The sequence below is a fragment of the Mycoplana dimorpha genome (assembly GCF_003046475.1).
Taxonomy (GTDB): Bacteria; Pseudomonadota; Alphaproteobacteria; order Rhizobiales; family Rhizobiaceae; genus Mycoplana; species Mycoplana dimorpha.
Genome location: NZ_PZZZ01000002.1, coordinates 254,572 through 279,383, shown reverse-complemented (window position 1 = coordinate 279,383; position 24,812 = coordinate 254,572). Strand labels below are relative to the sequence as shown.

The window sequence follows — 24,812 nt, the reverse complement described above, 5'->3', positions numbered from 1 at the left end:
GCCTTCGGCTTGGAAGCGAAGGACCTCAGCGGCCCCTCACTCGTCGCCCATCTTCAGCGCTGCGATAAACGCTTCCTGCGGGATCTCCACCTTGCCGAACTGGCGCATGCGCTTCTTGCCTTCCTTCTGCTTTTCCAGAAGCTTGCGCTTGCGGGTGGCGTCGCCGCCGTAGCACTTGGCGGTGACGTCCTTGCGCAGCGCCCGCACGGTCTCGCGGGCGATGATGCGGCCGCCGATCGCCGCCTGGATCGGGATCTGGAACATGTGCTGCGGGATCAGGTCCTTCAGCTTCTCGCACATGACGCGGCCGCGCTTTTCCGCCGCCGAGCGATGGACAAGCATCGAGAGCGCATCGACCGGCTCGGCGTTGACGAGGATCGACATCTTGACGAGATCGCTCTCGCGATAGTCCGACAGGTTGTAGTCGAAGGACGCGTAGCCCTTCGAGATCGACTTCAGCCGGTCGTAGAAATCGAACACGACTTCGTTGAGCGGCAGGTCGTAGCTGAGCATGGCGCGGCTGCCGACATAGGTCAGCTCGGTCTGGATGCCGCGGCGGTCCTGACAGAGCTTCAGGATGCCGCCGAGATACTCGTCCGGCGTCAGGATCGTTGCCTTGATCCAAGGCTCGCGGAACTCCGAGATCTTCACAACGTCCGGCATGTCGGCGGGGTTGTGCAGTTCCTTCTCGGTGCCGTCGGTCATCGTCAGCTGGTAAACGACCGAAGGCGCGGTTGCGATCAGGTCGAGGTCGAACTCGCGCGACAGACGTTCCTGGATGATTTCAAGATGCAGGAGGCCGAGGAAGCCGCAGCGGAAGCCGAAGCCGAGCGCCGCCGAGCTCTCCATCTCGAAGGAGAACGACGCGTCGTTGAGGCGCAGCTTGCCCATCGCCGCGCGCAGTTCGTCGAAGTCGGCGGCATCGACCGGGAACAGGCCGCAGAACACCACCGGCTGCGCCGGCTTGAAGCCCGGCAGCGCTTCGGCAGTCGGGCGTTTCTCGTCGGTGATGGTGTCGCCGACGCGGGTGTCGGCCACTTCCTTGATGGAGGCGGTGATGAAGCCGATCTCGCCGGGTCCGAGGCTGTCCATCGCCACCATCTTCGGCGTCAGCACGCCGACACGCTCGACCGAATATTTCGCGCCGGTGCCCATCATGCGGATGGTCTGACCCTTGGTGAGGCGCCCCTCGATGATGCGCACCAGCACCATGACACCGAGATAGGTGTCGTACCATGAATCGACGAGCAGCGCCTTCAGCGGGGCGCTCTCGCCGCCCGGGCTCTTCGGCGCCGGCAGCTTGTGGACGATCGCCTCGAGCACGTCGCCGATGCCGAGGCCGGTCTTGGCCGAAATCATCACGGCCTCGGAGGCATCGATGCCGATCACTTCCTCGATCTGCTCCTTGACGCGGTCCGGTTCGGCCGCTGGCAGGTCGATCTTGTTCAGGACGGTGACGAGTTCGTGGTTGTTGTCGATCGCCTGATAGACGTTGGCGAGCGTCTGGGCCTCGACGCCCTGCGATGCGTCGACGACCAGCAGCGACCCCTCGCAGGCGGACAGCGAGCGCGACACTTCATAGGCGAAGTCAACGTGGCCGGGCGTGTCGATCAGGTTAAGGATGTAGGTCTCGCCGTTTTTGGCCTTGTAGTGCAGCCGCACCGTCTGGGCCTTGATGGTGATACCGCGCTCTTTCTCGATATCCATGTTGTCGAGCACCTGCTCGGACATCTCACGGTCGGCCAGGCCGCCGGTCGACTGGATCAGCCGGTCGGCCAGCGTCGACTTGCCGTGGTCGATGTGGGCCACGATCGAGAAGTTGCGGATATGGTCCAGGGGCGTCGAGGAATTGGTGCTCATGGCCGCCATATAGCAGCGGCTTCAACGCCCGCAAAGCGGTAAATGAACCGCCGCTTTACCATGTCCGGCGCCCATGCTCCGGGACGGCGGCGGCGCCCAGCAACGGCGGCGGCGCGATCCCGCGTTACAAGCGATAGAGGTTCGGCCCGGCAGCTGCCGGATCGAGCCAAGGCGCAAAGGCGTACCGGGACCGATTGCAATTTACCGTTGCCATTTCGCGGTTTCGGGTCCACCATTCGGAACCGTCTTTTTGGGGAGAACCAGCCATGGTGTTCGGACCTTCGAGGCCGCCCATCACGGAAGACGTGGCGAAAGTCATCGCCAGAGACATCAGGGAGCGCGAAGGCCACAGCCCGCCGTCCGAAACGCCGATCGATTTCATCAGGCATCCCGATCCGGCAACGACGGTCGAGATGAACGATCGCGTGCGCTGGGTGCTGACCGGCCTGCTCGCCGCGATGGTCGTGCTGATTGCGATCCTGCTGATGCGATGAGCGATCGACCAATAGACAACGCCCCCGCTCGGCAGCAGGGGCGTAACTTTGCTTGCTTGGCCTGATGAATGTCTTATCCCGGAGCTGCCTGTGCGCTTTCGGGATAACTGCGTCAGTCGCTGTCTGCCCGCATCAGGTTTTCCAGCGTCGGCATCGAGGTGATGTTGTAGCCGGAATCCACGTAATGGATTTCGCCGGTGACGCCGGCGGAGAGATCGGACAGCAGGTAGAGCGCCGAATTGCCGACGTCGTCAATGGTGACGGTGCGGCGCAGCGGCGAGTTCTTCTGCTGCCAGGAGAGCATGGCGCGGGCGTCGGCAATGCCAGCGCCGGCTAGCGTACGGATCGGGCCGGCCGAGATGGCGTTGACCCGGATTCCGCGCGGACCGTAGTCGCCGGCAAGATAGCGTACGGAAGCCTCGAGCGCGGCCTTGGCGACACCCATCACGTTGTAGTTCGGCATCACCCGGACCGAGCCGCCATAGGTCAGCGTCAGCATCGTGCCGCCTTCGCTCATCAGGTCAGCGGCACGGCGGGCGATCTCGGTGAAGGAGAAGCAGGAGATCAACATGGTACGGGAGAAATTTTCCCGCGAGGTGTCGGCGTAGAGGCCCTTCAGCTCGTTCTTGTCGGAAAAGCCGATGGCATGGACGACGAAGTCGAGCTTGCCCCAGCGCTCCCTGATGGCAGCAATGACGGCGTCGACCGAGGCTATGTCCTCGACGTCGCAGGGCAGCAGGAATTCCGAGCCGAGTTCCGCAGCGAGCGGCTTCACGCGCTTGCCCAGCGCCTCACCCTGGTAGGTGAAGGCGAGTTCGGCACCCTGACCGGCGAGGGCCTTGGCAATGCCCCAGGCGATGGAATGATTGTTCGCGACCCCCATGATCAGGCCGCGCTTCCCCTTCATGATCCCCGTCATTGCTTTCATCCGTTGTAGCGCTGGAAGACGAGCGTCGCATTCGTGCCGCCGAAGCCGAACGAGTTGGACAACGCGATCTCGATTTTGGCGTTGTCGATCCGCTTGCGCACGATCGGCACACCGTCGAACTCCGGATCGAGTTCGCTGATGTGCGCGCTCTCGCCGATGAAGCCGGCCTGCATCATCAGCAGGCTGTAGATGGATTCCTGCACGCCTGCCGCGCCCAGCGAGTGCCCCGTGAGAGACTTGGTCGACTGGATGTGCGGAATCTTCTCGCCGAAGACCTCGCGGATGGCAGCGATTTCCTTGGAGTCGCCCACCGGCGTCGAAGTGCCGTGCGTGTTGATGTAGTCGACGTCCCCGTTCACGGTGGCAAGCGCCTGCCGCATGCAGCGAACGGCGCCCTCGCCCGAGGGCGCAACCATGTCGTAGCCGTCGGACGTGGCGCCGTAGCCGACGATCTCGGCATAGATCTTCGCGCCGCGCGCCTTGGCGTGCTCCAGTTCCTCCAGCACCAGCACGCCGGCGCCGCCGGCGATCACGAAGCCGTCGCGGCTGACGTCATAGGCCCGCGAGGCGGTAGCCGGCGTGTCGTTGTACTTCGACGACATCGCGCCCATGGCGTCGAAAAGGTTCGACATGGACCAATCGAGATCCTCATGGCCGCCGGCGAACATCATGTCCTGCTTGCCCCACTGGATCATCTCCGTCGCATTGCCGATGCAGTGCGCGGACGTCGAGCAAGCCGAGGAGATCGAGTAGTTGACGCCGTGGATCTTGAACCAGGTGGCGAGCGTGGCCGACGCCGTCGACGACATCGCCTTCGGCACGGCGAACGGCCCGATGCGCTTGGGACTGCCGTTCTTCAGGGTGATGTCGGAAGCCTCGACGATGGTGCGCGTAGACGGGCCGCCCGAGCCCATGATGATACCGGTCCGCTCGTTTTCGGCGTAGTCCTTTTCCTCGAGGCCGGAGTCGGCGATCGCCTGCTTCATCGCCACGTGGTTCCAGGCGCCGCCCTGGGACAGGAAGCGCATAGCGCGGCGGTCGACGAGGTCGGTGGCGTCGAGATTGGGAGCCCCCCAGACCTGGCACTTGAAGCCGTGGTCGGCGAAGTCCTTGGAGAAGCTGATGCCGGACCTGGCCTCGCGCAGCGAGGCCGTCACCTCGTCCGCATTGTTCCCGATCGAGGACACGACCCCCAGACCCGTGACAACAACCCGTCTCATCGATTCTGACCTTTTCATTTTGTCGCTGGATATGCGCTTCGGCCTTACTCGGCCTTGTCCTTCGACAGGCCGACGCGCAGGTCGGTGGCCTGATAGATGACTTCGCCGTCGGCCTTCAGCCAACCATCGGCGGTGCCGAGCACCAGGCGCCCGCGCATGACGCGCTTGAAGTCGATTCCATATTCGAGAAGCTTGGTGTGCGGCCGCACCATGCCCTTGAACTTCACCTCGCCGGTGGAGAGCGCCATGCCGCGGCCCGGCTCGCCGAGCCAGCCGAGGAAGAAGCCCGTCAATTGCCACATGCCGTCGAGGCCGAGGCAGCCCGGCATGATCGGGTTCCCCTGAAAATGGCAGGGGAAATACCAGTCGTCGGGACGTACGTCATACTCCGCACGGATGTAGCCCTTGTCGAAGGCGCCGCCCGTTTCGGAAATGTCGGTGATGCGATGAACCATCAGCATCGGCGGAAGCGGCAGTTGGGCATTGCCCTGGCCGAAAAGCTCACCGCGGCCGCAGGAGAGGATTTCTTCATAGGTGAAGCTGGACTGCCTGGTCATGAACTGTATCTTCCGGTCCTGGTTTCTTGTCATCTAGCCTTAGAGCAGGATGAGGCCAAATTGAAGCGCCGGCCGGATCCTGCACTGCCTTCGACAGCGGCATCCCTCTAACGCCTGCGCGAAATTCGCGTTCCGCATACATGATGACCGCGTCGACAGCTAGTCCAAAGTACCCGCGGGCTCGTCAATGCATTGGTTTTCCGTCTACTGCCCATGTTCGGTGCCGTCTAAAACTATTGAATCCGGCGGCTTTGAAAGTTATATCGAAATGTCAGGATTGTTTTGCAAGATCGGCGAATGGGTTCGTCAGCCATGGCGCATGCAAGGGAAGTCACCATCGAGGCGCGGTTGCGCGACAGCGGGTTGCGTCCCACGCGGCAGCGCATAGCGCTGGCCGACCTTCTCTTCGCCAAGGGCGACCGTCACCTGACGGTCGAGGAACTGCACGAGGAAGCCGTCGAGGCGGGCGTTCCCGTGTCGCTTGCAACAATCTACAACACGCTCCACCAATTCACCGAGGCCGGGCTCGTGCGCGTGCTGGCGGTGGAGGGATCGCGCACCTATTTCGACACCAACACCTCCGATCATCATCACTTCTTCATCGAAGGCGAGAACGAGGTGCTGGACATTCCAGTGAGCAGCATCTCGATCGACAACCTGCCGGATCCGCCCGACGGCATGGAAATAGCCCATGTGGACGTCATCATCCGGCTCCGAAAAAAGCGCCGCTGAAGAGGCGGGCTCCGCCCCGGACATCTCGCCACCTAAATCGGGATCTTTGCTTTCGCGACCTACGTGACGTCGTCGGGGTGCCTGCCCGGGCGCCCCTTGTAGGCCGGTATGCGCCAGCCATAGCGCAGTGCTCCGCCGCGCACGACAAGTGCCGGCAGTACCCCGACGGCGGAGGCAAACTGAAGCGGGACCCCGACGATTGTCGCGGTCGTGAATGCACCGGCCCCGGCCAGCGCCGCCGTGACGTAGATTTCCGGGCGCAGCAGAACCGATGGCTCGCCCGCCAGAAGGTCGCGCAGGATGCCGCCGACGGTTGCGGTCATGACGCCGGTGGTGACAGCGACGGTGGGCGACCCGGTCGCTGCCAGTCCCTTGGCAGCCCCCATCACGCTGTAGGCCGACATCCCCATGGCATCAAACCACAGCAGCAGCCGATAGCGTGATTCGAACAGGTGCGCGGTGAAGAAGAAGAGCAGCCCGACGCAGATGCAGACGACGAGACAGGTGGGCTTCACAACCCAGAAGACCGGACCGGAATTGAGTATGACGTCTCGGAACGTGCCCCCGCCGATCCCCGTTACGGCCGCAAGAAAGAGGAAGCTGATGACGTCAAGCTGCTTGCGGGAGGCTGAAAGCGCACCGGTCGCGGCAAACACCGCCACGCCGGCGTAATCGAGCAGTCCCAGTATCGTCACGTTTTCCCTCTCCCGGTCCGTGTCTGCCGAACCGACCAGCCTCGCGACAGTTTATCGCGTTATCGTCCTTGTCCAGCGCCAGCGCCCATCTTGACCGAAGCCGCCAGCATGGAAAGAGGCTGAATGATGATTTCCCGTGCTCTAACTCGCCTCGTCCTGATGACAGCGCTCCTGGTCCATGCCACGTCCGGCCGGGCGGCAGAGATCCTGGACGACGCGATCGCCCACGAGAAGGCGGCAGTCGCCGATCAGTGCAAAGCCGCTGTCTATGGCGAGCACTTCGCCACCGTCGTCGACTTCAACAATGACGGGCTCGACGACGTGATCACCAATCTCGGCGCAGTCAATTGCGACGGCGTCGACGGCAAGCTCTGCGGCAATGTCGGCTGCCCGCACAATTTCTACGTCGGCGTCGCCGAAGGCGGCTACGTCTTCATCGCCAATGCCGACCTCTATGGTTACGAACTGAAGAAGCGGTACGGCAACCTGGTGTTCGAGATGAAGGCGAATGCGGCCTCCTGCGGTCGCGACGACGACGAGTACTGCATCATAACCAGCCGCGTCCGTGGCCTGCGCTTCGACACGATCTCCAAGAAATGATCACGGCCACTGCGGAAGCAGCGCATCGGTTCGCCCCGCCAGCTGGTAGGCCAGCAGGCCGACCCACTCCCGCAGCGCGGTTGTCGTCAATTGCGCATTGGAGGAAGGCTGGGTGAAGTCCAGTTTCAGGTGCGCAACGCCGCTCGTGCGGTAGTCGGTCGGCCATGGCACGACCGACAATCCCGCCTTTCGGAACAGGCCGACAGCGCGCGGCATGTGAAACGCCGATGTGATCAGCAGGCAGTCGGCAAGGCCGTTCTCGGCAAGAACAGCCTTGGTGTTCTGCACGTTCTCGAACGTGGTGCGCGAGTGGGTCTCCTGGATCAGGCGATCGGCGGGAACCCCGAACGTCCGGAAGAACTCGGCGGAGACCGCAGCATCGCCGGCATAGCGTCCGCTGAACGACCCGTCTCCGCCCGAGATCAGAACGCGGCTTTCCGGATAGGACAGCGCCAGGCGCAGCGCCTCCACGAAACGGTCGCCCGCCTGGTTCATCTCCGTCCCGCCCCGTGCGGCGATCACCTCCGCCTCGAAGCTGCCACCGAGGACCACGATGCAGCGCGGCCCGCCTGCTGGCAGGGCGGCCCTCGCAATCCGGTTCTCAAGAACCTGGAGCATGACCGTGCCCGCGCTCGTATAAAGGGTGACGAACAGGATCGCAGCGGTGAGGAGCAGGGCTGTGGCCTGCAGGCGCCGCCAGCCAAGCCAGCCGAGGACGAGCCCGGCGGCGACGGCGAAGAAGGCCAGCGACAGCGGCTGCGCCGCAAGCCAGAAGAATTTCGATGCGATGTAGGTCAATTGTCCCGTCCCTGCCGTTCCGATCGACTGATTCGATCGCGGCAGAAGGAATCACGGGTATCGCCGGAAGGGAAGGACGCGCCCTTCAAGCTTTTGCGAGCGGCTGCGACCGTAACTCGCGTTCGGCGCTATCGCCGGCCCCAGAGCACCTTGAAGCGGGCGTTGCGGCAGACTTCGCCGCTGTCCTTGAAGGCCTCCTTCAGCACCGGCTCGTAAGGCAGGCCGCGATTGGCGACGAGCATCAGGCGACCGCCCACCTTCAGCGATCTGGCCGCCATGCGGATCATTTCCGCACCCAAGCCATGATCGGCGGCGTGGCCCGCATGAAAGGGCGGGTTCATGACGATGAGGTCGTAGTGGTCGCGCGGAGTTTCCGCAGTCAGATCCTGCCAGAAGAAGCGGGCCGGCACCTCCGGACAGTTCTCCGCCATGTTCGCCTTCGCCGCCTCAAGCGCGTCGTAGTCGGCCTCGAACAGGTCGATGCCTTTCAGGCCGGGCGCCTGTTCTGCGAGCAGGACAGAGAGGTAGCCCCAGCCAGCGCCGAAATCGGCGGCATGGCCGCGAAAATCGGCCGGGATGCGACCGGCCAGAAGTTCGGAGCCCTCGTCGACACGGTCGTGCGAGAACATGCCAGGAGCGGCAGTAAAGCGGCCCTCAACGCGCACCGGACGGGCCGCCAGCGCCTCGACGGCCGGATTGACGTCCTCCGGTCGGATGAACCAGAAGGCCACGCCATGGTACTTCGGCGCGTGGTCGCCGCCGAAACCGTAGCGATCGATGCGCTTGCGAAGGGACTGGATGCCGTCTTCCTTGCCGCCGGCGACCACGACCAGACCGCCCTCGCGCACACGCCGCAAGGCTTCGGCGATGCGGTTCTCGTTCTCGCCCTTGTGCTTGCCACACAGCACCAGCGCGCCATCATAATCCTCGCCCTCGATGATCGGCGTCACAGAGGTGCGTGACGCCTCGAGGGCGCGATACAGCGGCCGCAGCGGCTGCACCGCATGAATATCCGCCGCAAATCCCTCGGGCGGGCGCTGCCCCGCCTCGGCGCCGAGGAACAGATAGCGCTGGCCTTGCGCCGGCATATCGACAAGCCCGGCGGCGAAGGGATGGAACAGGGTCTTAAGCGCGTCGCGGCTCATCGGATCATACTTTCAGGCGTGCGCGGGGCGTCCGCATGCTTCATACAAAAGGGGCGCGGAACCTGCCGCTCCGCGCCCCCACATTCAAACGGAAAGGCTTATTCAGCCGCTTCGCCGTCTTCCTTCTTCTTCTCGGCGGCGATCTCCTTGCCGGAGGCCTGGTCGACCACCTTCATCGACAGGCGCACCTTGCCGCGCTCGTCGAAGCCCATCAGCTTGACGAAGACCTTGTCGCCTTCCTTGACCACATCGGTGGTCTTGGCAACGCGCTCTCCGGAGAGCTGCGAGATGTGGACGAGGCCGTCACGCGGGCCGAAGAAATTGACGAAGGCGCCGAAGTCGGCGGTCTTGACGACCGTGCCTTCGTAGACCTGGCCGACTTCCGGTTCGGCGACGATCGAGTGGATCCACTTGCGGGCTGCCTCGATCTCCTTGGCCGAGGCGGAGGCGATCTTGACGGTGCCGTCGTCCTCGATGTTGACCTTGGCGCCCGTCTTCTCGACGATCTCGCGGATGACCTTGCCGCCCGAGCCGATGACTTCGCGGATCTTGTCGACCGGGATGTTCATCACTTCGATGCGCGGGGCGAACTCGCCGAGCTCCGAGCGGCTCTCGGTGATCGCCTTGGCCATTTCGCCAAGGATGTGCAGGCGACCTTCCTTGGCCTGGTTCAGGGCGACATCCATGATCTCTTCGGTGATGCCGGCGATCTTGATGTCCATCTGCAGCGAGGTGATGCCGGTGTCGGTGCCGGCAACCTTGAAGTCCATGTCGCCGAGGTGGTCTTCGTCGCCCAGGATGTCGGACAGCACGGCGAAGCGTTCGTCCTCCTTGATCAGACCCATGGCGATGCCCGCGACCGGCTTGGCCAGCGGCACGCCGGCATCCATCAGCGCCAGCGAGGTGCCGCAGACGGTTGCCATCGAGGACGAGCCGTTCGACTCGGTGATCTCGGAGACGACGCGCAGCGTGTAGGGGAACTGCTCGGCGGTCGGCAGCATCGGGTGGATGGCGCGCCAGGCGAGCTTGCCGTGGCCGATCTCGCGGCGGCCCGGGGACCCCATGCGGCCCGTTTCACCGACCGAGAAGGGCGGGAAGTTGTAGTGCAGCATGAAGTTTTCCTTGTACATGCCGGTCAAGGAATCGACGTACTGCTCGTCTTCGCCGGTGCCGAGCGTGGCAACGACGATGGCCTGGGTTTCACCACGGGTGAAGAGGGCGGAGCCGTGCGTGCGCGGCAGCAGGCCGACCTCGGCGACGATCGGACGGACGGTGACGAGGTCACGGCCATCGATGCGGCTCTTGGTGTCGAGGATGTTCCAGCGAACGATCTTGGCCTGCAGGTGCTTGAACACCGCGCCGATCTCTTCGGCGGTGTATTCCGGGTTCTCGACGCCCTCGGGGAGGAAGTGCGCCTTCACCTTTCCCTTGACCGCGTCGACGGCGGCGTAGCGGGCAGCCTTCTCGGTGATCTTGTAAGCGTCACGCAGTTCGGCTTCGGCAAGCGCCAGCATGGCCGTCTCGAGCGAGGAATGATCCTCAGGCTCGAACTCACGCGGTTCCTTGGCAGCGACTTCGGCGAGCTTGATAATGGCGTCGATAACCGGCTGGAAGCCCTTCTGGCCGAAGACGACGGCGCCGAGCATGATGTCTTCCGGAAGCTCCTTGGCTTCGGATTCGACCATCAGCACGGCGTCCTGCGTGCCAGCGACGACGAGGTCGAGCGTCGACTCGTCCATCTCGTCGAGATGCGGGTTGAGGACGTACTCGCCGTTGATGTAGCCGACGCGGGCGCCGCCGATCGGGCCCATGAAGGGGATGCCGGAAAGCGTCAGCGCGGCGGAAGCGGCAACCATCGAGACGACGTCAGGATTGTTCTCAAGGTCATGCTGCATGACCGTGACGATGACCTGGGTATCGTTCTTGTAGCCTTCCGGGAAAAGCGGGCGGATCGGGCGGTCGATCAGGCGGGAGACGAGCGTCTCGTTCTCGCTCGGACGGCCTTCGCGCTTGAAGTAGCCGCCCGGGATCTTGCCGGCGGCGTAGGTCTTCTCCTGGTAGTTGACGGTCAGCGGGAAGAAGTCCTGGCCGGGCTTCGGCGCCTTGGCCGAGACGACGGTGGCGAGAACGACGGTCTCACCGTAAGTGGCGAGAACTGCACCGTCGGCCTGGCGGGCGATCTTGCCGGTTTCGAGCTTGAGCGGACGGCCCGCCCATTCAATTTCGACAGTATGGGTATCGAACATGTCTTGTCCTTACTTGTGCGGAGATACGCACCGCCGCCTATCCGGCGCAGGTGGCTCTATCCGTTTTTCGTGACGCATCATGGGCAAGACACCGGGAGGCTTCGCGTTGCGGCGGCGACAAGCCGTCCAGCACGGGGCGCTTTGCGCCACCATCTCGGGCAAGCGCCCGAAGCATCCTGCAATCCTGCCCCATGACAAGTCATCGGTTGGTTCCGCAGGACCGGCCCATCCGGCCTGCTGGAAGTGTGTCGCGTTCCGGTCAGCGGAACTAAGCGGAACTTGTCCGCGAATGCGACTGGCGGGCGTTCCGGAGGAACGCCCGCCAGAAAACCTTAGCGGCGGATGCCCAGGGCAGCAATCAGCTTGCTGTAACGGGCTTCGTCCTTCTTCTTGAGATAGTCAAGAAGCGAGCGACGGCTCGAAACCATCGTCAGCAGGCCACGGCGGGAATGGTTGTCCTTCTTGTGGCCCTTGAAGTGTTCCGTCAGGTTGTTGATGCGCTCGGTCAGGATTGCCACCTGGACTTCCGGGGAACCGGTGTCGCCTTCGGCGGTTGCGTATTCCTTGATCAGCGCAGCCTTGCGCTCGGCAGTAATCGACATCAGTGATCCTTTCTTGAAATGGAGGACTTTCGGTCGCCAATCGCCGGGATGTCGTCCAGCGACGGCCTTGAAGGCATGACGGACCTGGCCCGCATGCTGGCGCTGCCTATAAACCATCCGGTGGGGAAATGGAAGGGCCAGAGACGATGGCGCCTCCGGCTCGGTTCCACTCGCGTCCTTGCCCGCGCGGCAAGCCGGTCATCAGGCATCGCCGTGACCGTCCGCCGACGCGGCCTCCTCATTTCGCAACCTGGAAAGCGGGATCGACATCCGCCACTCGATGCCATCGGCATGCACCAGCCGCTCCAGCTGCGCTTGCAGCGCTATTCCGAGCATGCGCTCGAGGACGAGGCTGCCGAATCCCTTCGGCGCATGCTCCGCGTGGTCCGGGGCGATATCCGCGTTGCGCTCGCGCCAGACCAGGGCCAGCCTTTCGCCCTCGACGGACCAGGAGAATTCGACGACGCCTCGTTCGTTGGCAAAGGCGCCGTATTTGACGGCATTGGTGGCCAACTCATGCAAGGCCATGCCGAGCGTCTGCGAAGCCTGGCTGTCGAGGCGGATCGAGGGGCCGGAGACCCGCGCGCGCTTGCCGTCCTCCGGCATGAATGGCGCCAACTGGTTGCGAGTGAGCTCTCCGAGTTCAACCCCTTGCGCCGCGTTTGCAATCATGAGGTCGGTCGAGCGGGCGAGTCCGGCCAGACGCTTGCGGAAGGCCTCGGCGAAATCGGTTGCGGAGCAGGCGCCACCGACCGACTGGTTCAGCATCGCCTGGATGACGGTCAGTTGGTTCTTCGCCCGGTGCGCCACTTCGCGCATGAGGAAGCGTATTTCGTTCTCGGCCTGCAGGCGGGCTTCGGCCGCCTCAGACAGCGCCTTGGACACGGTGTCCAACTCTGCGATCACGTGGCGCCGGGGCGGCACGCGCTCGCCAAGACCAAGCCGCATGGCGTCGCGCGCAAGCATACGCACGTCCCGGGAAAGAAACCGTGCGATGAAAACGGCGCCCGCCGTCGCCAAAGTCGCGATGACCGCCCCTCCGGCAGCCAGCCACATCAGCGACGACGTCGCAGTTGCCTGCACATCCGACGTCTTCGCCCAGGCAACGACCTTCCAGCCGGTCAGAGGCGTGAAATCCGTCACGACCTGATAGTCGACATCCTTGTAGCGCGCCGTGCCGATACCGATCCGCAACGCAGGAACCACCTGGAGAAAGAAGGGCTTGCCGGTCGTAGTCCCTGGGTCGGTTGAAACGATGACATTGCCGGAGTCATCCAGCACCGCTGCATTCCATTCCGGCGAGAGGATATCCCGGTTGACGACCTTCAGCAGATGGTCGGCGTCCTGGGTAAGCGTCAGGAGAAGCCGCTCGCCGGAACCGAGCCGGACCGGCTGATGTACATTGAAAACCCATTTCTGGGCGGCTCGCCCGAAAAACAGGTTGGATACCGCGGGCCTGTCGGTCGCAAACGCCTTTTCGGCCGTGACCCGATCCGCTGTCTCGCCAAGCTCGGTGCCATAGGGCACCCGCGTATTCAGTCTCAGCTGGTAGTCCGGACCGATCACAACCAGATGCGCATCCGTGCCCGCCAGCGCCTTGTCGGCCTGTTCCTGAAGGCTCCTGTAATCACCATTCTGCAGGTGCAACGAGGTGGAAAAGAACGCCAGCATCGACAGCATCGAGGACACCTCGCGGTCGATCACCTTGTTCACCGAGCCGGTGGAGGCCTGCAGAAGCGCTTCCACCGCGCGCTTCTGCGCCTCATTCGTCCGGTTGAGGACGATCGTGGCAAACACGAAGGAAGGCAAAAGCACCACGAGGATGATGCAGACAAGGTAAAAGGCCACAGGGCGGCACATTCGCTCGCGCCAGCCGATACATCCGCTGGCGTGCGCTGGCGCAATCGGGCTGCGATGGGTGCTCGTCGTCAACTGGTGGCCCGCTCCCCTTCAGGCGATCATCGCGCACCTACTTACCAGCTTTCCATTCAGCCTTGCACCCCAAGGGAAATCAAGTCGGGATATCTGGCCATCCCGCCGATCTGTAAACGCAGCATCTCTCATTTGAAATGTTTGCAAAAAGGCTCCGGGCGCGTATTGCCTCGGTCGTTGCAGTTAATCTTCCAGGAAGGAAACGACGTGAAGCTGTACTATTCCCCCGGCGCCTGCTCGATGGCCTCCCATGTGATCCTCCATGAGATCGGCAAGCCCTTCGAGATCGAGAAAGTCAACACCAAGACCAAGGTGATGGACAGCGGCCGGGACTATTGGGCGATCAATCCCAAGGGAGCCGTTCCCGCACTCGAGCTCGGTGACGGTGAAATCCTGACCGAAGGACCGGCCATCCTCCAGTACATTGCCGACTCGAACGGCGCGACGGAGCTGGCGCCGCCGGCCGGCACGCTCGCCCGCGCCCGGGTTCATGAAATGCTGAGCTTTGTCGGATCGGAGCTGCACAAGGCATTCAGCCCGCTCTTCCAGCCCGGCAAGTCGGACGCGGAAAAAGAGGCAGCCCGCGAAGCGGTCGGCAAGAAGTTTGGGTGGCTGGAAACGTGCCTTTCCGACGGCCGGGCCTATCTGACCGGCTCCGCCTTCACGGTCGCCGATGCCTATGCCTTCGTCGTCGCAAGTTGGGCGAACTTCACCGGCATCTCGCTTGCCGCGTGGCCCAACCTGAAGGCCTATGTAGAACGGATCGCCGCCCGCCCTTCGGTACAGGCGACGCTGAAAGCCGAAGGCCTGGCCTGAACGACGATGCAAGCGCGCGGCCAGGAGCCGCGCGCCATGCGTCAGTTGAACACCCGCTTCGGACGGAACTCGCCGCCGCCGATCTCGCCGATCGCCACCAGCCTGCCGCGCGCCGTGGCATAGGCCTCGTCGGCGGAGACCGGCGCGTCGCGGCCGCGCAGAATGATCGGATTGCCCATGCGCAGCCGATGCGCCTGGTCATCGGTGATGACGATCTGCGGCAGGATCGAAAGCGCCTCGCTGGTATCGATCAGATATTCGTCGAGTGCCGCCAGCCGCTCGGCCTCGTCCTCGATCGACTCCAGCGCCGTCAGTTCGGCGAGCGGCACCATGCTTTCCTCGCCGAACGGCGCCACATAGGTGCGGCGCAGTTCGGAAACATGGCCAAAGCAGCCGAGATCGCGGCCGAAGTCGCGGGCAAGCGCACGCACATAGGTGCCCTTGCCGCATTCCACTTCGAATGTCGCGGTGTTGTCGTCCGGACACCCGAGAAGCGTCAGGCGATGGATCTCGACCTCGCGGGCGGGAATCTCGACTGTTTCGCCGTCGCGGGCGATGTCGTAGGCGCGCTCGCCGTCGATCTTGATCGCCGAGAACTGCGGTGGCACCTGCTGTATGGCGCCGGTGTAGCGCGGCAGCAGCGCCGTGATGGCCTCGGCGTCAGGACGCAGGTCCGACGACCGGGTCACGTCGCCTTCCAGATCGTCCGTCGCACGCTCCTCGCCCCAGGTGACCGTGAACTCATAGATCTTGTGCCCGTCCATGACGTAGGGAACCGTCTTGGTGGCGTCGCCCAGCGCGATCGGCAGCATGCCGGAGGCGAGCGGGTCGAGCGTGCCGGCATGACCGGCCTTCTGGGCCTTGAACAGCCACTTGATCTTGGAGACGGCTTCGGTTGAGCCGAAGTCAAAGGGCTTGTCGAGGATGAGCCAGCCCGAGATCGGGCGGCCCTTGGGCTTGCGTGGCTTGGACATCGGTTCTTCTGTTATTGTTCGTCGTTGTCGTCGAGGTCGCGGGCGACCTCGGGCGAGCGCAGGAGTTCGTCGATCTTCCTGTAGTTGTCGAAGCTGGTGTCGTCGCGGAAGCGCACGTCCGGCATATACTTCATCTGCCTAAGTTGCGGCCCGAGCCGGCCGCGGATGAATTTCGCGTTACGGTTCAGCGCCTCGATGACGCCGGCATGGTCCGCGACACCGAGCGGCGTGACGTACGCCGTGGCATGCTTCAGGTCCGGCGACATGCGCACTTCGGAAATGGAGATTACAGTCTTTTCGATCAGCGGATCGCGGACTTCGCCGCGCTGCAGCACCTGGGTGATTGCGGCGCGCACCTGTTCGCCGACACGCAGCATGCGCTGCGATGGGGCGGAGGAGGTTGCTCTGGTCATCGTCGTTACCTTCAAAAAAATGCGAGCGCCGAACCTCTCCGACGCTCGCATAATAGCTGACTGGACGAGCCGTTACAGCGTCCGGGTGATGTGCTCCACGCGGAAGCACTCGATCGTATCGCCGGCGCGGATGTCCTCGTAGTTCTCGAAGGCCATGCCGCATTCCTGGCCGGCCTGGACTTCCGAGACCTCGTCCTTGAAGCGCTTCAGCGTCTTGAGCTTGCCCTCGTGAATGACGACGTTGTCGCGCACCAGGCGTACGCCGACGCCCCGCTCGACCTTGCCTTCGGTGACGCGGCAACCGGCGACCTTGCCGACCTTGGTAATGTTGAACACCTCCAGGATCTCGGCATTGCCGAGGAAGGTCTCGCGACGCTCCGGCGACAGCAGGCCCGACATCGCCGCCTTCACGTCATCCATCAGGTCGTAGATGATGTTGTAGTAGCGGATCTCGATGCCCTGACGCTCCGCCAGGCTGCGGGCCTGAGCGTTGGCGCGGACGTTGAAGCCGATCACCGCGGCGTTGGACGCCTCGGCGAGCAGGATGTCCGACTCGGTGATGCCGCCCGCGCCCGAATGGACGATACGAGCGCGTACCTCGTCGGTGCCGAGCTTCTCGAGCGAGCTTGCGATGGCTTCGATCGAGCCCTGCACGTCGCCCTTGATAACGAGCGGAAATTCCTTCAGGCCGGACGAGTGCAGCTGGCTCATCATCTGCTCGAGCGAGCCACGCGAACCGGACTGGCGCGCCACCTGCTTCTCGCGGGCAATGCGCTGGCGGTATTCGGAGATCTCGCGGGCACGGCTTTCGCTCTCGACCACGGCGAACTTGTCGCCTGCGGCCGGTGTGCCCGACAATCCGAGAATCTCCACCGGCATGGAGGGACCGGCGGCCTTCACATGCTCGCCCTTGTCGTTGACGAGCGCGCGAACGCGGCCCCACTGGTCACCGGCGACGATGATCTGGCCCGGCGTCAGCGTGCCCTTCTGGACGAGCACCGTGGCGACGGCGCCGCGGCCGCGGTCAAGTTCGGCTTCGACGACGACACCTTCGGCGGTGCGGTTCGGGTTTGCCTTGAGATCAAGGATTTCGGCCTGCAGGAGGACCGCTTCGAGGAGCTTGTCCAGGTTGGTGCCGTTCTTCGCCGAGACCTCGACGTCGAGCACTTCACCACCCATGGTCTCCACGAAGACCTCGTGCTGCAGGAGCTGGGTGCGGACCTTCTGCGGATCGGCCGTCGGCTTGTCGATCTTGTTGATCGCCACGATGATCGGCACACCGGCCGCCTTGGCGTGGTTGATGGACTCGACCGTCTGCGGCATGACGCTGTCGTCCGCCGCGACGACCAGGATCGCGATGTCGGTCGCCTGGGCACCGCGAGCGCGCATGGCCGTGAACGCGGCGTGGCCGGGCGTGTCGATGAACGTGATCTTGTTGCCGTCCTGCTCGACCTGGTAGGCGCCGATGTGCTGGGTGATGCCACCGGCTTCGCCGGCCACCACGTTGGCGTGGCGAATGGCGTCGAGCAGCGAGGTCTTGCCGTGGTCGACGTGGCCCATGATGGTGACGATCGGCGGACGCGGCTCCAGGTTCGCATCGTCGTCGGCGACGTTGAAGATGCCTTCCTCGACGTCGGACTCAGCAACGCGCTTGACCGTATGGCCGAATTCGCCGGCGATCAGTTCGGCCAGATCGGCATCGATCAGGTCGCCCGGCTTCATCATCTGGCCTTCCTTCATCAGGAACTTGATGACGTCGACGGCGCGCTCGGACATGCGCTGTGACAGTTCCTGAATCGTGATCGTTTCCGGCAGGACGACTTCGCGCGAGATCTTCTCGCGCGTCTCCTGCATCATCGACCGCTTGAACTTCTCCTGACGGCGACGCATCGAGGCGAGCGAGCGGGCGCGCGTTGCGCCGTCTTCGTCAGTCGCTGCGGTCGTGAGCGTCAGCTTGCCCTGGCGGCGCCCCTCGTCGCCCTTCGGGCGCGCGGGAACCTTGGCGGGCTCGGGCCGCGTGACCTTGCCGCGCACCGGCACGCCGGCGCTGCGCGGGCCACGGCCCTCCTCCTCGTCCTCGCCTGCGCGCCGGCCGCGAAGACCGGGCGCGGCCGTCGCCGGAGCCGGGGTTGCTCCCGGTCGTGCTGCCTGCGGACGCGGTGCCACCGCGGCCGGGGCCTCGGCGACAGCCGGTGCCTCAACCAGCGTCTCACCGCGCGCCTCGGCGGCGGCACGGAGCTCGGCCTCTTCCTTCTCGCGCTGGATGCGGGCTTCTTCCTCAGCCTTGCGACGGGCCTCTTCCTCGACCTTGCGGCGGGCTTCTTCCTCGGCGCGGCGACGCGCGTCCTCGGCCTCGCGCACCTGGGCATCGGCGAGCGCCTTGCGGCGGGCCTCGACCTCCTCGGGCGACAGCTGGTTCAGGACCACGCCCACACGCGGCCGCTGCTGCTCCTGGCGCGGCGGCTGCGGTACCGGCTGGCGAGCGGTCTGATCGGCGACGCGAGGCGCCGGCGCCGGCGTGTGGGCGGGCGCACGCTCGTCCTCCGGCCGCGACGGACGGCGCTTGCGGGTCTCGACCACGACGGCCTTGGTGCGGCCGCGGCCCATGTCCTGACGCACCGTACCCTGCTGAACCCCATGGGGCTTCAGGGTCAGCGTCTTCTTCCCCGCCACGCTGATCGTCTTGTCGTCTTTGTTGTCCGTCATTCCGTATCCGTTCCTTTGATCAGGGCCGGATGCGTTCATCGGACCCTGTCGTTCAATTCTCTCGCGCGACGCGCTTGATGCCGGTTTCGGCCGGTCACCCGCGTCATTGCTTCGGTCGGCGAGCGTCGCCATGCGCTCGAACCGAGTCCGTGCCACGGTACTTTTCGAGCATTATTGCGCGCTTCACTACACCCTCACCCGCCTGCCCTGCAAGCACGCAAGCATGGATAAACGCATTCTGGCCCAAAAGCCCCTCCATTTCCGCCGCGCTCACGAAGCGGAAGGACGGAATTTCGGTTTCCTCGTCGGCGGCGAACATGCGTGCCCGCCGCGCCTGATCGATCTTGCGCACGCCGTCGGCGGCGGCGTCGGCGGCATGGAAGACGGCGATGGCGGCGCCGGTCCGGACCGCCTTGTCGACATTCATGCCGCCGGTGACGAACTGCCCGGCCTTGCGGGCCAAGTTCATCATGCCCGCAAGCTGGCCGACGAGCAGCCGGTCGACCTCGGCGCCGAGATCGGCTGAGGCCTTGACCTCCGCTTTCAGGGCCCGGGCGAAGGCCTTCTTCGCCACCGCCTTGTCGACCAGCGCCCGCTCGGCCTTGACCCAGCATCCCCGGCCCGGAAGCTGCCGCTTCAGATCGGGAACGACGGTGCCGTCGGGACCGGCGACGAAACGGATCAGGCCGTCGGGATCGCCGCTCTCGCGGGTCACGATGCACATGCGGCCGTTTTCGCCGTCGTCCTTCTTCCTATCCTCGGGCAACGGCATCTCCGGCTGCTGCTTCTGTCAGGCGGGACACCTGCTCAGGCGTCCTGCTCCGCACCTTCCACGGGCTCGACCGGCGCCTCTTCGGCAGCGAGTTCCTCTTCGGTGATCCAGCCGGCGGCAAGCCGGGCCTGGACGATCATCGCCTCGGCCTCGGCGCGCGAGATTTCGAACTTCGAGAACAGGCCTTCGAACTTCTTGGTCTCGCCGTTCTTGCGCTCGGTCCAGCCGACGAGGTCGTCGGCGGCGCAGCCGGCAAAGTCCTCGACGGTCTTGATGCCGTCCTCGCCGAGCGCCACCATCATCTGCGAGGTCATGCCGTCGATCTGGCGCAGTTCGTCGGCAACGCCCAATTCCTTGCGCTTCGCATCGGCCTCCGCCTCGAGGCGGTCGAGATACTCGCGGGCCCGCGTCTGGATTTCCGTCGCCGTGTCTTCGTCGAAGCCATCGATCGAGGCGATCTCGTCGAGATCGACATAAGCCAGCTCCTCGACGGCAGCGAAGCCCTCGGAGGCAAGCACCTGGCCGACCATCTCGTCGACGTCGAGCGCATCCATGAACAGGTTGGTGCGCTCGTTGAATTCCTTCTGGCGGCGCTCGCTCTCTTCCTGTTCGGTCAGGATGTCGATGTCCCAGCCGGTCAGCTGCGAGGCGAGGCGGACGTTCTGGCCGCGGCGGCCGATCGCCAGCGACAGCTGCTCGTCGGGGACGACCACCTCGATGCGCTCGGCATCCTCGTCGAGCACCACCTTGGCGACTTCGGCCGGCTGCAGCGCGTTGACGATGAAGGAGGCGGGATCCTGCGACCACGGAATGATGTCGATCTTCTCGCCCTGCAGTTCGCCGACGACCGCCTGGACGCGCGAACCGCGCATACCGACGCAGGCGCCAACCGGATCGATCGAGCTGTCGTTCGAGATCACGGCGATCTTGGCGCGGGAGCCCGGATCGCGGGCGACCGACTTGATCTGGATGATGCCGTCGTAGATTTCCGGCACTTCCATGGTGAAGAGCTTGACCATGAACTGCGGATGGGTACGCGACAGGAAGATCTGCGGGCCGCGCTGCTCGCGGCGGACGTCGTAGACGTAGGCGCGGACGCGGTCGCCGTAGCGCATGTTCTCGCGCGGGATCATCTCGTCGCGGCGGATGATACCTTCACCCCGGCCGAGGTCGACGATGACGTTGCCGTATTCGACGCGCTTGACCGTGCCGTTGACGATCTCGCCGACGCGATCCTTGTACTCGTCGTACTGGCGGTCGCGCTCGGCCTCGCGCACCTTCTGCACGATGACCTGCTTGGCCGACTGGGCGGCGATGCGGCCGAAGTCCATCGGCGGCAGCGGATCGGCCATGAAGTCGCCGATCTTGGCGTCCGGGTTGCGGTCGCGGGCCAGTTCCAGCGGGATCTGCGTGGAATAGTCCTCGGCGTGCTCGACGACCTCCAGCAGGCGTTGGAGGCGGATCTCGCCGGTCTTGGAGTTGATGTCGGCGCGAATGTTCGATTCCGAACCGTAACGGGAGCGCGCCGCCTTCTGGATCGCGTCGGCCATCGCGGCCAGAACGATTTCGCGATCGATGACCTTTTCGCGGGCCACCGCATCCGCGATCTGCAGAAGTTCGAGCCGGTTAGCACTGACTGCCATTGTCTCAAGTCTCCATTGTCTTGCCGGATTGCTTGGCCGGCTGGAGGGGGCGATGTGGCAGCCCCCGGTTCGTATTTCTGCGCCACGCCGAGCGGGCTGGCGCCCGCACGATGCGACACCCGAATTCTACTCTTCGTCCGCGTCGTTCTCGTTCGCTGCCTGGGCCTTCGCCAGCTTGTCAGCACGCAGGGCATCACGGATCAGATCGTCGGTCAGGATCAGCTTCGCCTCGGCCAAAGCCGTGAACGGGATCTTCACCAGGGCCTCCTCGCCATCAGCGGGCTGATCCCGCTCGATCGTGAAACCATCGGCATCGGTCGTAACGATCTTGCCGCGGAACCGCTTGCGCCCGTCGACCAGGATCGACGTCTCGCACTTGACGAGATGGCCCGTCCAGCGCGCGAAATCCGATTTTCGGACCATGGGTCGATCGATGCCCGGCGACGACACCTCCAGATGATAAGCCTTGTCGATCGGATCCTCAACATCGAGAACCGGCGACACGGCCATGGAGACCGCCTCGCAGTCCTCCACCGTCATCGTGCCGTCGTGGCGCTCGCACATGATCTGCAGCGTCAGTCCGTTCTGCGACGACAGCCGCACGCGCACCAGCCGATAGCCGAGTTGCTCGAGCGTCGGCTCGATGATGTCGGCGACGCGGCGGTCAAGACCGGTCTCGACGATCAGCCGCGGTTCGTTCTGTTCTTCCGTCATTTCGCATTCCTTGCCGCCGGGGCCTGCCGGCCACCATGATGCGCTCGTCCCGGCCAATAAAAAAGAGCGGGTCCTCGCGGGCCCACTCTTCATCAACCGATCAAGAATTTGACAGCTATATAGCCCGGCCCAGGGCGAATTGCAAGCTTCCCCCAAATTGCCGCCTGCGATATTCACCCATATGGTTGACTAATGAGTCGAAATGGAATATTCACCCATAGGGGTGAACAAATGGAAGACGATGTCCTGTCACGCATCCTGAAGGCCGCCGGCGACACCACCCGGCGACAGATCCTCACGCTCCTCGTCCAGGAGGGGCCGCTGAGAGTGACCGGGCTTGCCGCCCATTTCGACATGTCCCTGAACTCCGTGTCCAAGCACATCAAGGTGCTGGAGGAGGCTGGGCTCGTCACGCGCCGGACTTTGGGCCGCGAACATTTCATCGCGGCGGAGCTCGAACCGCTCAAGCATACGGAACGATGGTTCGGGCAGCTGAAGTCGATATGGGAACTGCGCCTCGCGGCGCTCGATCAACTGCTTGCTTCAGAGGAAAACGACCATGACCGCAGTCGAAAGCACCAATGAACTCGAGCTCACCGTCAACCACAGGATCGCCGCATCGCGCGAAAGGGTGTTCGGCGCCTGGCTGTCACCGCAAATGCTCGCACAGTTCATGCGCCCTTGTGATGGGGAGGGCATGGAGGCGCGGGTCGAGAACGACCCCGTCGTGGGCGGCCGCTTTTCCATCGTCATGAAGCTGGATAGCGGGAAGGAGGTCCCCCATGCCGGTACCTATCTCGAGATCGATCCCCATTCCCGTCTCGCCTTCACCTGGGGATCGCCGCATTCGCTCGACGACAGCGTCGTGACGATCGATTTCACCGCAGTCGACAGCCGCACCACGGAGATCGCGCTGCGGCAGGTCAAGTTCGCGAGCGAGCAGGCCCGCGACGGCCACATCGCCGGCTGGACCCAGATTCTCGGCAAGCTCTCGGCAATCCTTGCATGATTCAGCGGATGGGGCCGGGCCAACCGGCCTCATCCTGGCCTGTCGACGACCGAAGACCGCAGCCGCACGCCGCTGCGAGATCCGAGGCACGACGGGGAATAGCCCCACCCACGATCACCCACCTCACCGCTGGCCTGATGGCGCGAGAGAACTGATGCCCCATCCGGGCGCATCGATGAAAGACGCCTCTCGCCGATCGCGACTGCGGGTTGCCCTTGCCGCCCCGTCGTTCCTCGCTATCTTGGTGGCGACCCCAAATCAGAAGAGGTGAGACTGAACGGTGCCCGATCGCAATTCCCCCCTTGCACCCTTCAGGCACGAAACCTTTCGCCTCATCTGGGCTGCCAGCCTCATCTCCAATTTTGGCGGGCTGATCCAGTCGGTAGGCGCCGCCTGGATGATGGCATCGATATCCAGTTCGGCCCACATGGTGGCGCTGGTGCAGGCCTCGACCTCCTTGCCGATCATGCTGTTCTCGCTGGCATCGGGGGCGCTCGCCGACAGCTTCGATCGCAAGAAGATCATGCTGACGGCCCAGTTCTTCATGCTCGCGGTCTCTGTCACGCTGACGGTGGCTGCATGGTACGGGCTGATCACGCCCTGGCTGCTTCTTGCCTTCACCTTCCTCATCGGCTGCGGAACGGCGCTGAACAATCCCGCCTGGCAGGCCTCGGTCGGCGACATGGTGCCGCGCGACGACTTGCCGGCGGCGGTGGCGCTGAACTCGATGGGCTTCAATATCACCCGCAGCGTCGGCCCGGCGGTCGGCGGCGCCATTGTCGCCGCCGCCGGCGCTGCGGGCGCATTCGCCGCCAACGCGCTCAGCTATTTCGCGCTGATCTTCGCGCTGTTGCGCTGGCGGCCGGTGGTTCCGAAAAGCCGATTGCCGCGCGAGCCGTTCGGCCGGGCCATTTCCGCCGGCTTCCGCTACGTGCTGATGTCGCCCAACATCGGCAAGGTGCTGTTGCGCGGCTTCGCCTTCGGCCTGTCGAGCAGCGCCATCCTGGCGTTGCTGCCGCTGGTCGCGCGCGACCTCGTCAAGGGCGGGCCGTTCACCTACGGCGTGCTGCTCGGCTGCTTCGGGATCGGCGCGATCGGCGGGGCCCTGGCCAGCGCGCGCATGCGCGATGCGCTCTCGAGCGAGGCGATCGTCCGCCTGTCCTTCTCAGGATTTGCCGCGAGCGCGATCGTGACCGCCTTCAGCCCGCTTGCGGTGATCACCGGACCCGCCCTCTTCCTGGCCGGAGCGTGCTGGGTGCTGGCGCTATCGCTCTTCAACACGACAGTACAGCTTTCGACGCCGCGCTGGGTCGTGGCGCGGGCCCTGTCGCTGTATCAGACGATGGTTTTCGGCGGCATCGCCGGGGGGAGCTGGCTCTGGGGCACCGTTGCCGAGGACAAGGGCGCCACGAATGCGCTGGTGTGGGCCGCAGCGACGATGATCGCCGGCGCCGCCCTCGGCCTGCGCTATCCCCTGCCCCAGTTCGAATCGCTCAACCTCGATCCGCTGAACCGCTTCAGCGAACCGCAGCTGCCGCTGGACATCAAGCCGCGTAGCGGCCCGATCGTCATCCTTATCGACTACGAGATCGCCGAGGAGGACATTCCCGCTTTCCTGACGCTGATGACGGAACGCCGGCGCATCCGCATCCGCGACGGGGCCGGGCAGTGGACGCTGATGCGGGACCTCGAGAACCCCACGGTCTGGACCGAGACCTACCACGTGCCGACTTGGGTGGAGTATGTCCGCCACAACCAGCGCCGCACCCAGGCGGATGCCGAAAACGGCGACCGGCTGCGGGCGCTCCATCGCAGCAAGGAGGCGCCGCGGGTGCATCGCATGATCGAGCGGCAGACGATCCTGCCGACCGAATACGAACGCTACAAGCGGCAGACAGACATCCACTGACCGCTGGTCGCCGGCCCTCGCCGTCCGGGGCCAGTTTAGAAGCGTCC

Annotated in this window: 23 protein-coding genes; 7 read left to right on the top strand and 16 right to left on the bottom strand. The window is 64.4% G+C overall.

The window, feature by feature from the left end; all coding sequences use genetic code 11:
• Window positions 1-36 precede the first annotated feature (36 nt).
• Window positions 37-1,869, bottom strand: a complete 1,833-nt coding sequence (lepA, locus tag C7449_RS04905; RefSeq protein ID WP_108001675.1) for a translation elongation factor 4 — start codon at window positions 1,867-1,869, stop codon at window positions 37-39.
• A 257-nt stretch (window positions 1,870-2,126) separates the two neighbouring features.
• On the opposite strand from lepA, the gene C7449_RS04900 reads away from it, so the two are divergent.
• Window positions 2,127-2,354, top strand: a complete 228-nt coding sequence (locus C7449_RS04900; protein WP_108001674.1) for a hypothetical protein — start codon at window positions 2,127-2,129, stop codon at window positions 2,352-2,354.
• 112 nt (window positions 2,355-2,466) lie between these two features.
• On the opposite strand, the gene fabI is transcribed toward C7449_RS04900, so the two are convergent.
• Genes fabI through fabA form a run of 3 tightly spaced genes read right to left on the bottom strand, consistent with a single transcriptional unit; the run spans window position 2,467 to window position 5,059 of the window.
• On the bottom strand, window positions 2,467-3,273 hold the full coding sequence (fabI, locus tag C7449_RS04895) for an enoyl-ACP reductase FabI (RefSeq protein ID WP_108001673.1): 807 nt from the start codon (window positions 3,271-3,273) through the stop codon (window positions 2,467-2,469).
• Between the two features lie 5 nt (window positions 3,274-3,278).
• A complete protein-coding gene (gene fabB, locus C7449_RS04890) occupies window positions 3,279-4,502 on the bottom strand; it encodes a beta-ketoacyl-ACP synthase I (RefSeq protein WP_108001672.1) in 1,224 nt (407 codons plus the stop codon).
• A gap of 44 nt (window positions 4,503-4,546) precedes the next feature.
• On the bottom strand, window positions 4,547-5,059 hold the full coding sequence (gene fabA, locus C7449_RS04885) for a 3-hydroxyacyl-[acyl-carrier-protein] dehydratase FabA (protein ID WP_108001671.1): 513 nt from the start codon (window positions 5,057-5,059) through the stop codon (window positions 4,547-4,549).
• A gap of 312 nt (window positions 5,060-5,371) precedes the next feature.
• Between fabA and irrA the strand changes: the two genes are divergently transcribed.
• Window positions 5,372-5,791, top strand: coding sequence for an iron response transcriptional regulator IrrA (gene irrA / locus C7449_RS04880; RefSeq protein WP_108001670.1), 420 nt, complete (start codon window positions 5,372-5,374; stop codon window positions 5,789-5,791).
• A gap of 59 nt (window positions 5,792-5,850) precedes the next feature.
• Here irrA and C7449_RS04875 read toward each other — a convergent pair whose 3' ends face one another.
• Complete coding sequence (locus tag C7449_RS04875) at window positions 5,851-6,486, bottom strand: trimeric intracellular cation channel family protein (RefSeq protein ID WP_108001669.1); 636 nt, start codon at window positions 6,484-6,486, stop codon at window positions 5,851-5,853.
• 123 nt (window positions 6,487-6,609) lie between these two features.
• Here C7449_RS04875 and C7449_RS04870 point away from each other — a divergent pair, with 123 nt between their 5' ends.
• On the top strand, window positions 6,610-7,086 hold the full coding sequence (locus C7449_RS04870) for a hypothetical protein (RefSeq protein WP_108001668.1): 477 nt from the start codon (window positions 6,610-6,612) through the stop codon (window positions 7,084-7,086).
• Here the strand turns inward: C7449_RS04870 and C7449_RS04865 are convergent, their stop codons facing one another.
• The 5 genes from C7449_RS04865 to C7449_RS04845 form a co-directional block, all read right to left on the bottom strand.
• Complete coding sequence (locus C7449_RS04865) at window positions 7,087-7,884, bottom strand: YdcF family protein (protein WP_108001667.1); 798 nt, start codon at window positions 7,882-7,884, stop codon at window positions 7,087-7,089. It abuts the gene before it with no gap.
• Between the two features lie 128 nt (window positions 7,885-8,012).
• Window positions 8,013-9,029, bottom strand: coding sequence for a class I SAM-dependent methyltransferase (locus C7449_RS04860; RefSeq protein ID WP_108001666.1), 1,017 nt, complete (start codon window positions 9,027-9,029; stop codon window positions 8,013-8,015).
• 98 nt (window positions 9,030-9,127) lie between these two features.
• Entirely contained in the window at window positions 9,128-11,275 is a 2,148-nt protein-coding gene (gene pnp / locus C7449_RS04855; protein ID WP_108001665.1) for a polyribonucleotide nucleotidyltransferase, read from the bottom strand.
• Window positions 11,276-11,607: 332 nt separating this feature from the next.
• Window positions 11,608-11,877, bottom strand: a complete 270-nt coding sequence (rpsO, locus tag C7449_RS04850; RefSeq protein WP_108002054.1) for a 30S ribosomal protein S15 — start codon at window positions 11,875-11,877, stop codon at window positions 11,608-11,610.
• Between the two features lie 201 nt (window positions 11,878-12,078).
• Window positions 12,079-13,725, bottom strand: a complete 1,647-nt coding sequence (locus C7449_RS04845; RefSeq protein ID WP_245414288.1) for a sensor histidine kinase — start codon at window positions 13,723-13,725, stop codon at window positions 12,079-12,081.
• Between the two features lie 66 nt (window positions 13,726-13,791).
• Here C7449_RS04845 and gstA point away from each other — a divergent pair, with 66 nt between their 5' ends.
• The gene (gstA, locus tag C7449_RS04840) at window positions 13,792-14,625 is read left to right on the top strand and encodes a glutathione transferase GstA (protein ID WP_342588235.1); all 834 of its coding nucleotides are present in this window, start codon (window positions 13,792-13,794) and stop codon (window positions 14,623-14,625) included.
• 41 nt (window positions 14,626-14,666) lie between these two features.
• Here gstA and truB read toward each other — a convergent pair whose 3' ends face one another.
• The 6 genes from truB to rimP all read right to left on the bottom strand — a co-directional run bounded on the left by truB (window position 14,667) and on the right by rimP (window position 21,847).
• On the bottom strand, window positions 14,667-15,599 hold the full coding sequence (gene truB, locus C7449_RS04835) for a tRNA pseudouridine(55) synthase TruB (protein ID WP_108001662.1): 933 nt from the start codon (window positions 15,597-15,599) through the stop codon (window positions 14,667-14,669).
• 11 nt (window positions 15,600-15,610) lie between these two features.
• Window positions 15,611-16,012, bottom strand: a complete 402-nt coding sequence (gene rbfA / locus C7449_RS04830; protein ID WP_108001661.1) for a 30S ribosome-binding factor RbfA — start codon at window positions 16,010-16,012, stop codon at window positions 15,611-15,613.
• Window positions 16,013-16,084: 72 nt separating this feature from the next.
• Window positions 16,085-18,718, bottom strand: a complete 2,634-nt coding sequence (gene infB, locus C7449_RS04825; protein WP_108001660.1) for a translation initiation factor IF-2 — start codon at window positions 18,716-18,718, stop codon at window positions 16,085-16,087.
• A gap of 103 nt (window positions 18,719-18,821) precedes the next feature.
• Window positions 18,822-19,490, bottom strand: a complete 669-nt coding sequence (locus C7449_RS04820; RefSeq protein WP_108001659.1) for an RNA-binding protein — start codon at window positions 19,488-19,490, stop codon at window positions 18,822-18,824.
• Window positions 19,491-19,525: 35 nt separating this feature from the next.
• Complete coding sequence (nusA, locus tag C7449_RS04815) at window positions 19,526-21,133, bottom strand: transcription termination factor NusA (protein ID WP_108001658.1); 1,608 nt, start codon at window positions 21,131-21,133, stop codon at window positions 19,526-19,528.
• Between the two features lie 126 nt (window positions 21,134-21,259).
• On the bottom strand, window positions 21,260-21,847 hold the full coding sequence (gene rimP, locus C7449_RS04810) for a ribosome maturation factor RimP (protein ID WP_108001657.1): 588 nt from the start codon (window positions 21,845-21,847) through the stop codon (window positions 21,260-21,262).
• Between the two features lie 231 nt (window positions 21,848-22,078).
• Between rimP and C7449_RS04805 the strand changes: the two genes are divergently transcribed.
• The 3 genes from C7449_RS04805 (at window position 22,079) to C7449_RS04795 (ending at window position 24,765) form a co-directional block, all read left to right on the top strand.
• Window positions 22,079-22,432 (top strand): ArsR/SmtB family transcription factor, encoded by a 354-nt coding sequence (locus C7449_RS04805; protein WP_108001656.1) that lies wholly within the window; start codon window positions 22,079-22,081, stop codon window positions 22,430-22,432.
• Window positions 22,407-22,856: an SRPBCC family protein gene (locus C7449_RS04800; protein ID WP_108001655.1), complete on the top strand. Its 450-nt coding sequence runs from the start codon at window positions 22,407-22,409 to the stop codon at window positions 22,854-22,856. Before C7449_RS04805 ends, C7449_RS04800 begins: the two co-directional genes overlap by 26 nt.
• A gap of 280 nt (window positions 22,857-23,136) precedes the next feature.
• Window positions 23,137-24,765 (top strand): MFS transporter, encoded by a 1,629-nt coding sequence (locus C7449_RS04795; protein WP_108001654.1) that lies wholly within the window; start codon window positions 23,137-23,139, stop codon window positions 24,763-24,765.
• Window positions 24,766-24,812: the final 47 nt, after the last annotated feature.

What these genes read in the sequence shown, in the direction of transcription:
- lepA (WP_108001675.1), bottom strand. Translation starts at nt 1,869, where the DNA reads ATGGCGGCCATGAGCACCAATTCCTCGACGCCCCTGGACCATATCCGC.
- C7449_RS04870 (WP_108001668.1), top strand. Translation starts at nt 6,610, where the DNA reads ATGATGATTTCCCGTGCTCTAACTCGCCTCGTCCTGATGACAGCGCTC.
- fabB (WP_108001672.1), bottom strand. Translation starts at nt 4,502, where the DNA reads ATGAGACGGGTTGTTGTCACGGGTCTGGGGGTCGTGTCCTCGATCGGG.
- truB (WP_108001662.1), bottom strand. Translation starts at nt 15,599, where the DNA reads ATGTCCAAGCCACGCAAGCCCAAGGGCCGCCCGATCTCGGGCTGGCTC.
- fabA (WP_108001671.1), bottom strand. Translation starts at nt 5,059, where the DNA reads ATGACCAGGCAGTCCAGCTTCACCTATGAAGAAATCCTCTCCTGCGGC.
- rpsO (WP_108002054.1), bottom strand. Translation starts at nt 11,877, where the DNA reads ATGTCGATTACTGCCGAGCGCAAGGCTGCGCTGATCAAGGAATACGCA.
- rimP (WP_108001657.1), bottom strand. Translation starts at nt 21,847, where the DNA reads ATGACGGAAGAACAGAACGAACCGCGGCTGATCGTCGAGACCGGTCTT.
- C7449_RS04800 (WP_108001655.1), top strand. Translation starts at nt 22,407, where the DNA reads ATGACCGCAGTCGAAAGCACCAATGAACTCGAGCTCACCGTCAACCAC.
- C7449_RS04900 (WP_108001674.1), top strand. Translation starts at nt 2,127, where the DNA reads ATGGTGTTCGGACCTTCGAGGCCGCCCATCACGGAAGACGTGGCGAAA.
- gstA (WP_342588235.1), top strand. Translation starts at nt 13,792, where the DNA reads ATGGGTGCTCGTCGTCAACTGGTGGCCCGCTCCCCTTCAGGCGATCAT.
- C7449_RS04805 (WP_108001656.1), top strand. Translation starts at nt 22,079, where the DNA reads ATGGAAGACGATGTCCTGTCACGCATCCTGAAGGCCGCCGGCGACACC.
- C7449_RS04860 (WP_108001666.1), bottom strand. Translation starts at nt 9,029, where the DNA reads ATGAGCCGCGACGCGCTTAAGACCCTGTTCCATCCCTTCGCCGCCGGG.
- nusA (WP_108001658.1), bottom strand. Translation starts at nt 21,133, where the DNA reads ATGGCAGTCAGTGCTAACCGGCTCGAACTTCTGCAGATCGCGGATGCG.
- pnp (WP_108001665.1), bottom strand. Translation starts at nt 11,275, where the DNA reads ATGTTCGATACCCATACTGTCGAAATTGAATGGGCGGGCCGTCCGCTC.
- fabI (WP_108001673.1), bottom strand. Translation starts at nt 3,273, where the DNA reads ATGACGGGGATCATGAAGGGGAAGCGCGGCCTGATCATGGGGGTCGCG.
- infB (WP_108001660.1), bottom strand. Translation starts at nt 18,718, where the DNA reads ATGACGGACAACAAAGACGACAAGACGATCAGCGTGGCGGGGAAGAAG.
- C7449_RS04820 (WP_108001659.1), bottom strand. Translation starts at nt 19,490, where the DNA reads ATGCCGTTGCCCGAGGATAGGAAGAAGGACGACGGCGAAAACGGCCGC.
- rbfA (WP_108001661.1), bottom strand. Translation starts at nt 16,012, where the DNA reads ATGACCAGAGCAACCTCCTCCGCCCCATCGCAGCGCATGCTGCGTGTC.
- irrA (WP_108001670.1), top strand. Translation starts at nt 5,372, where the DNA reads ATGGCGCATGCAAGGGAAGTCACCATCGAGGCGCGGTTGCGCGACAGC.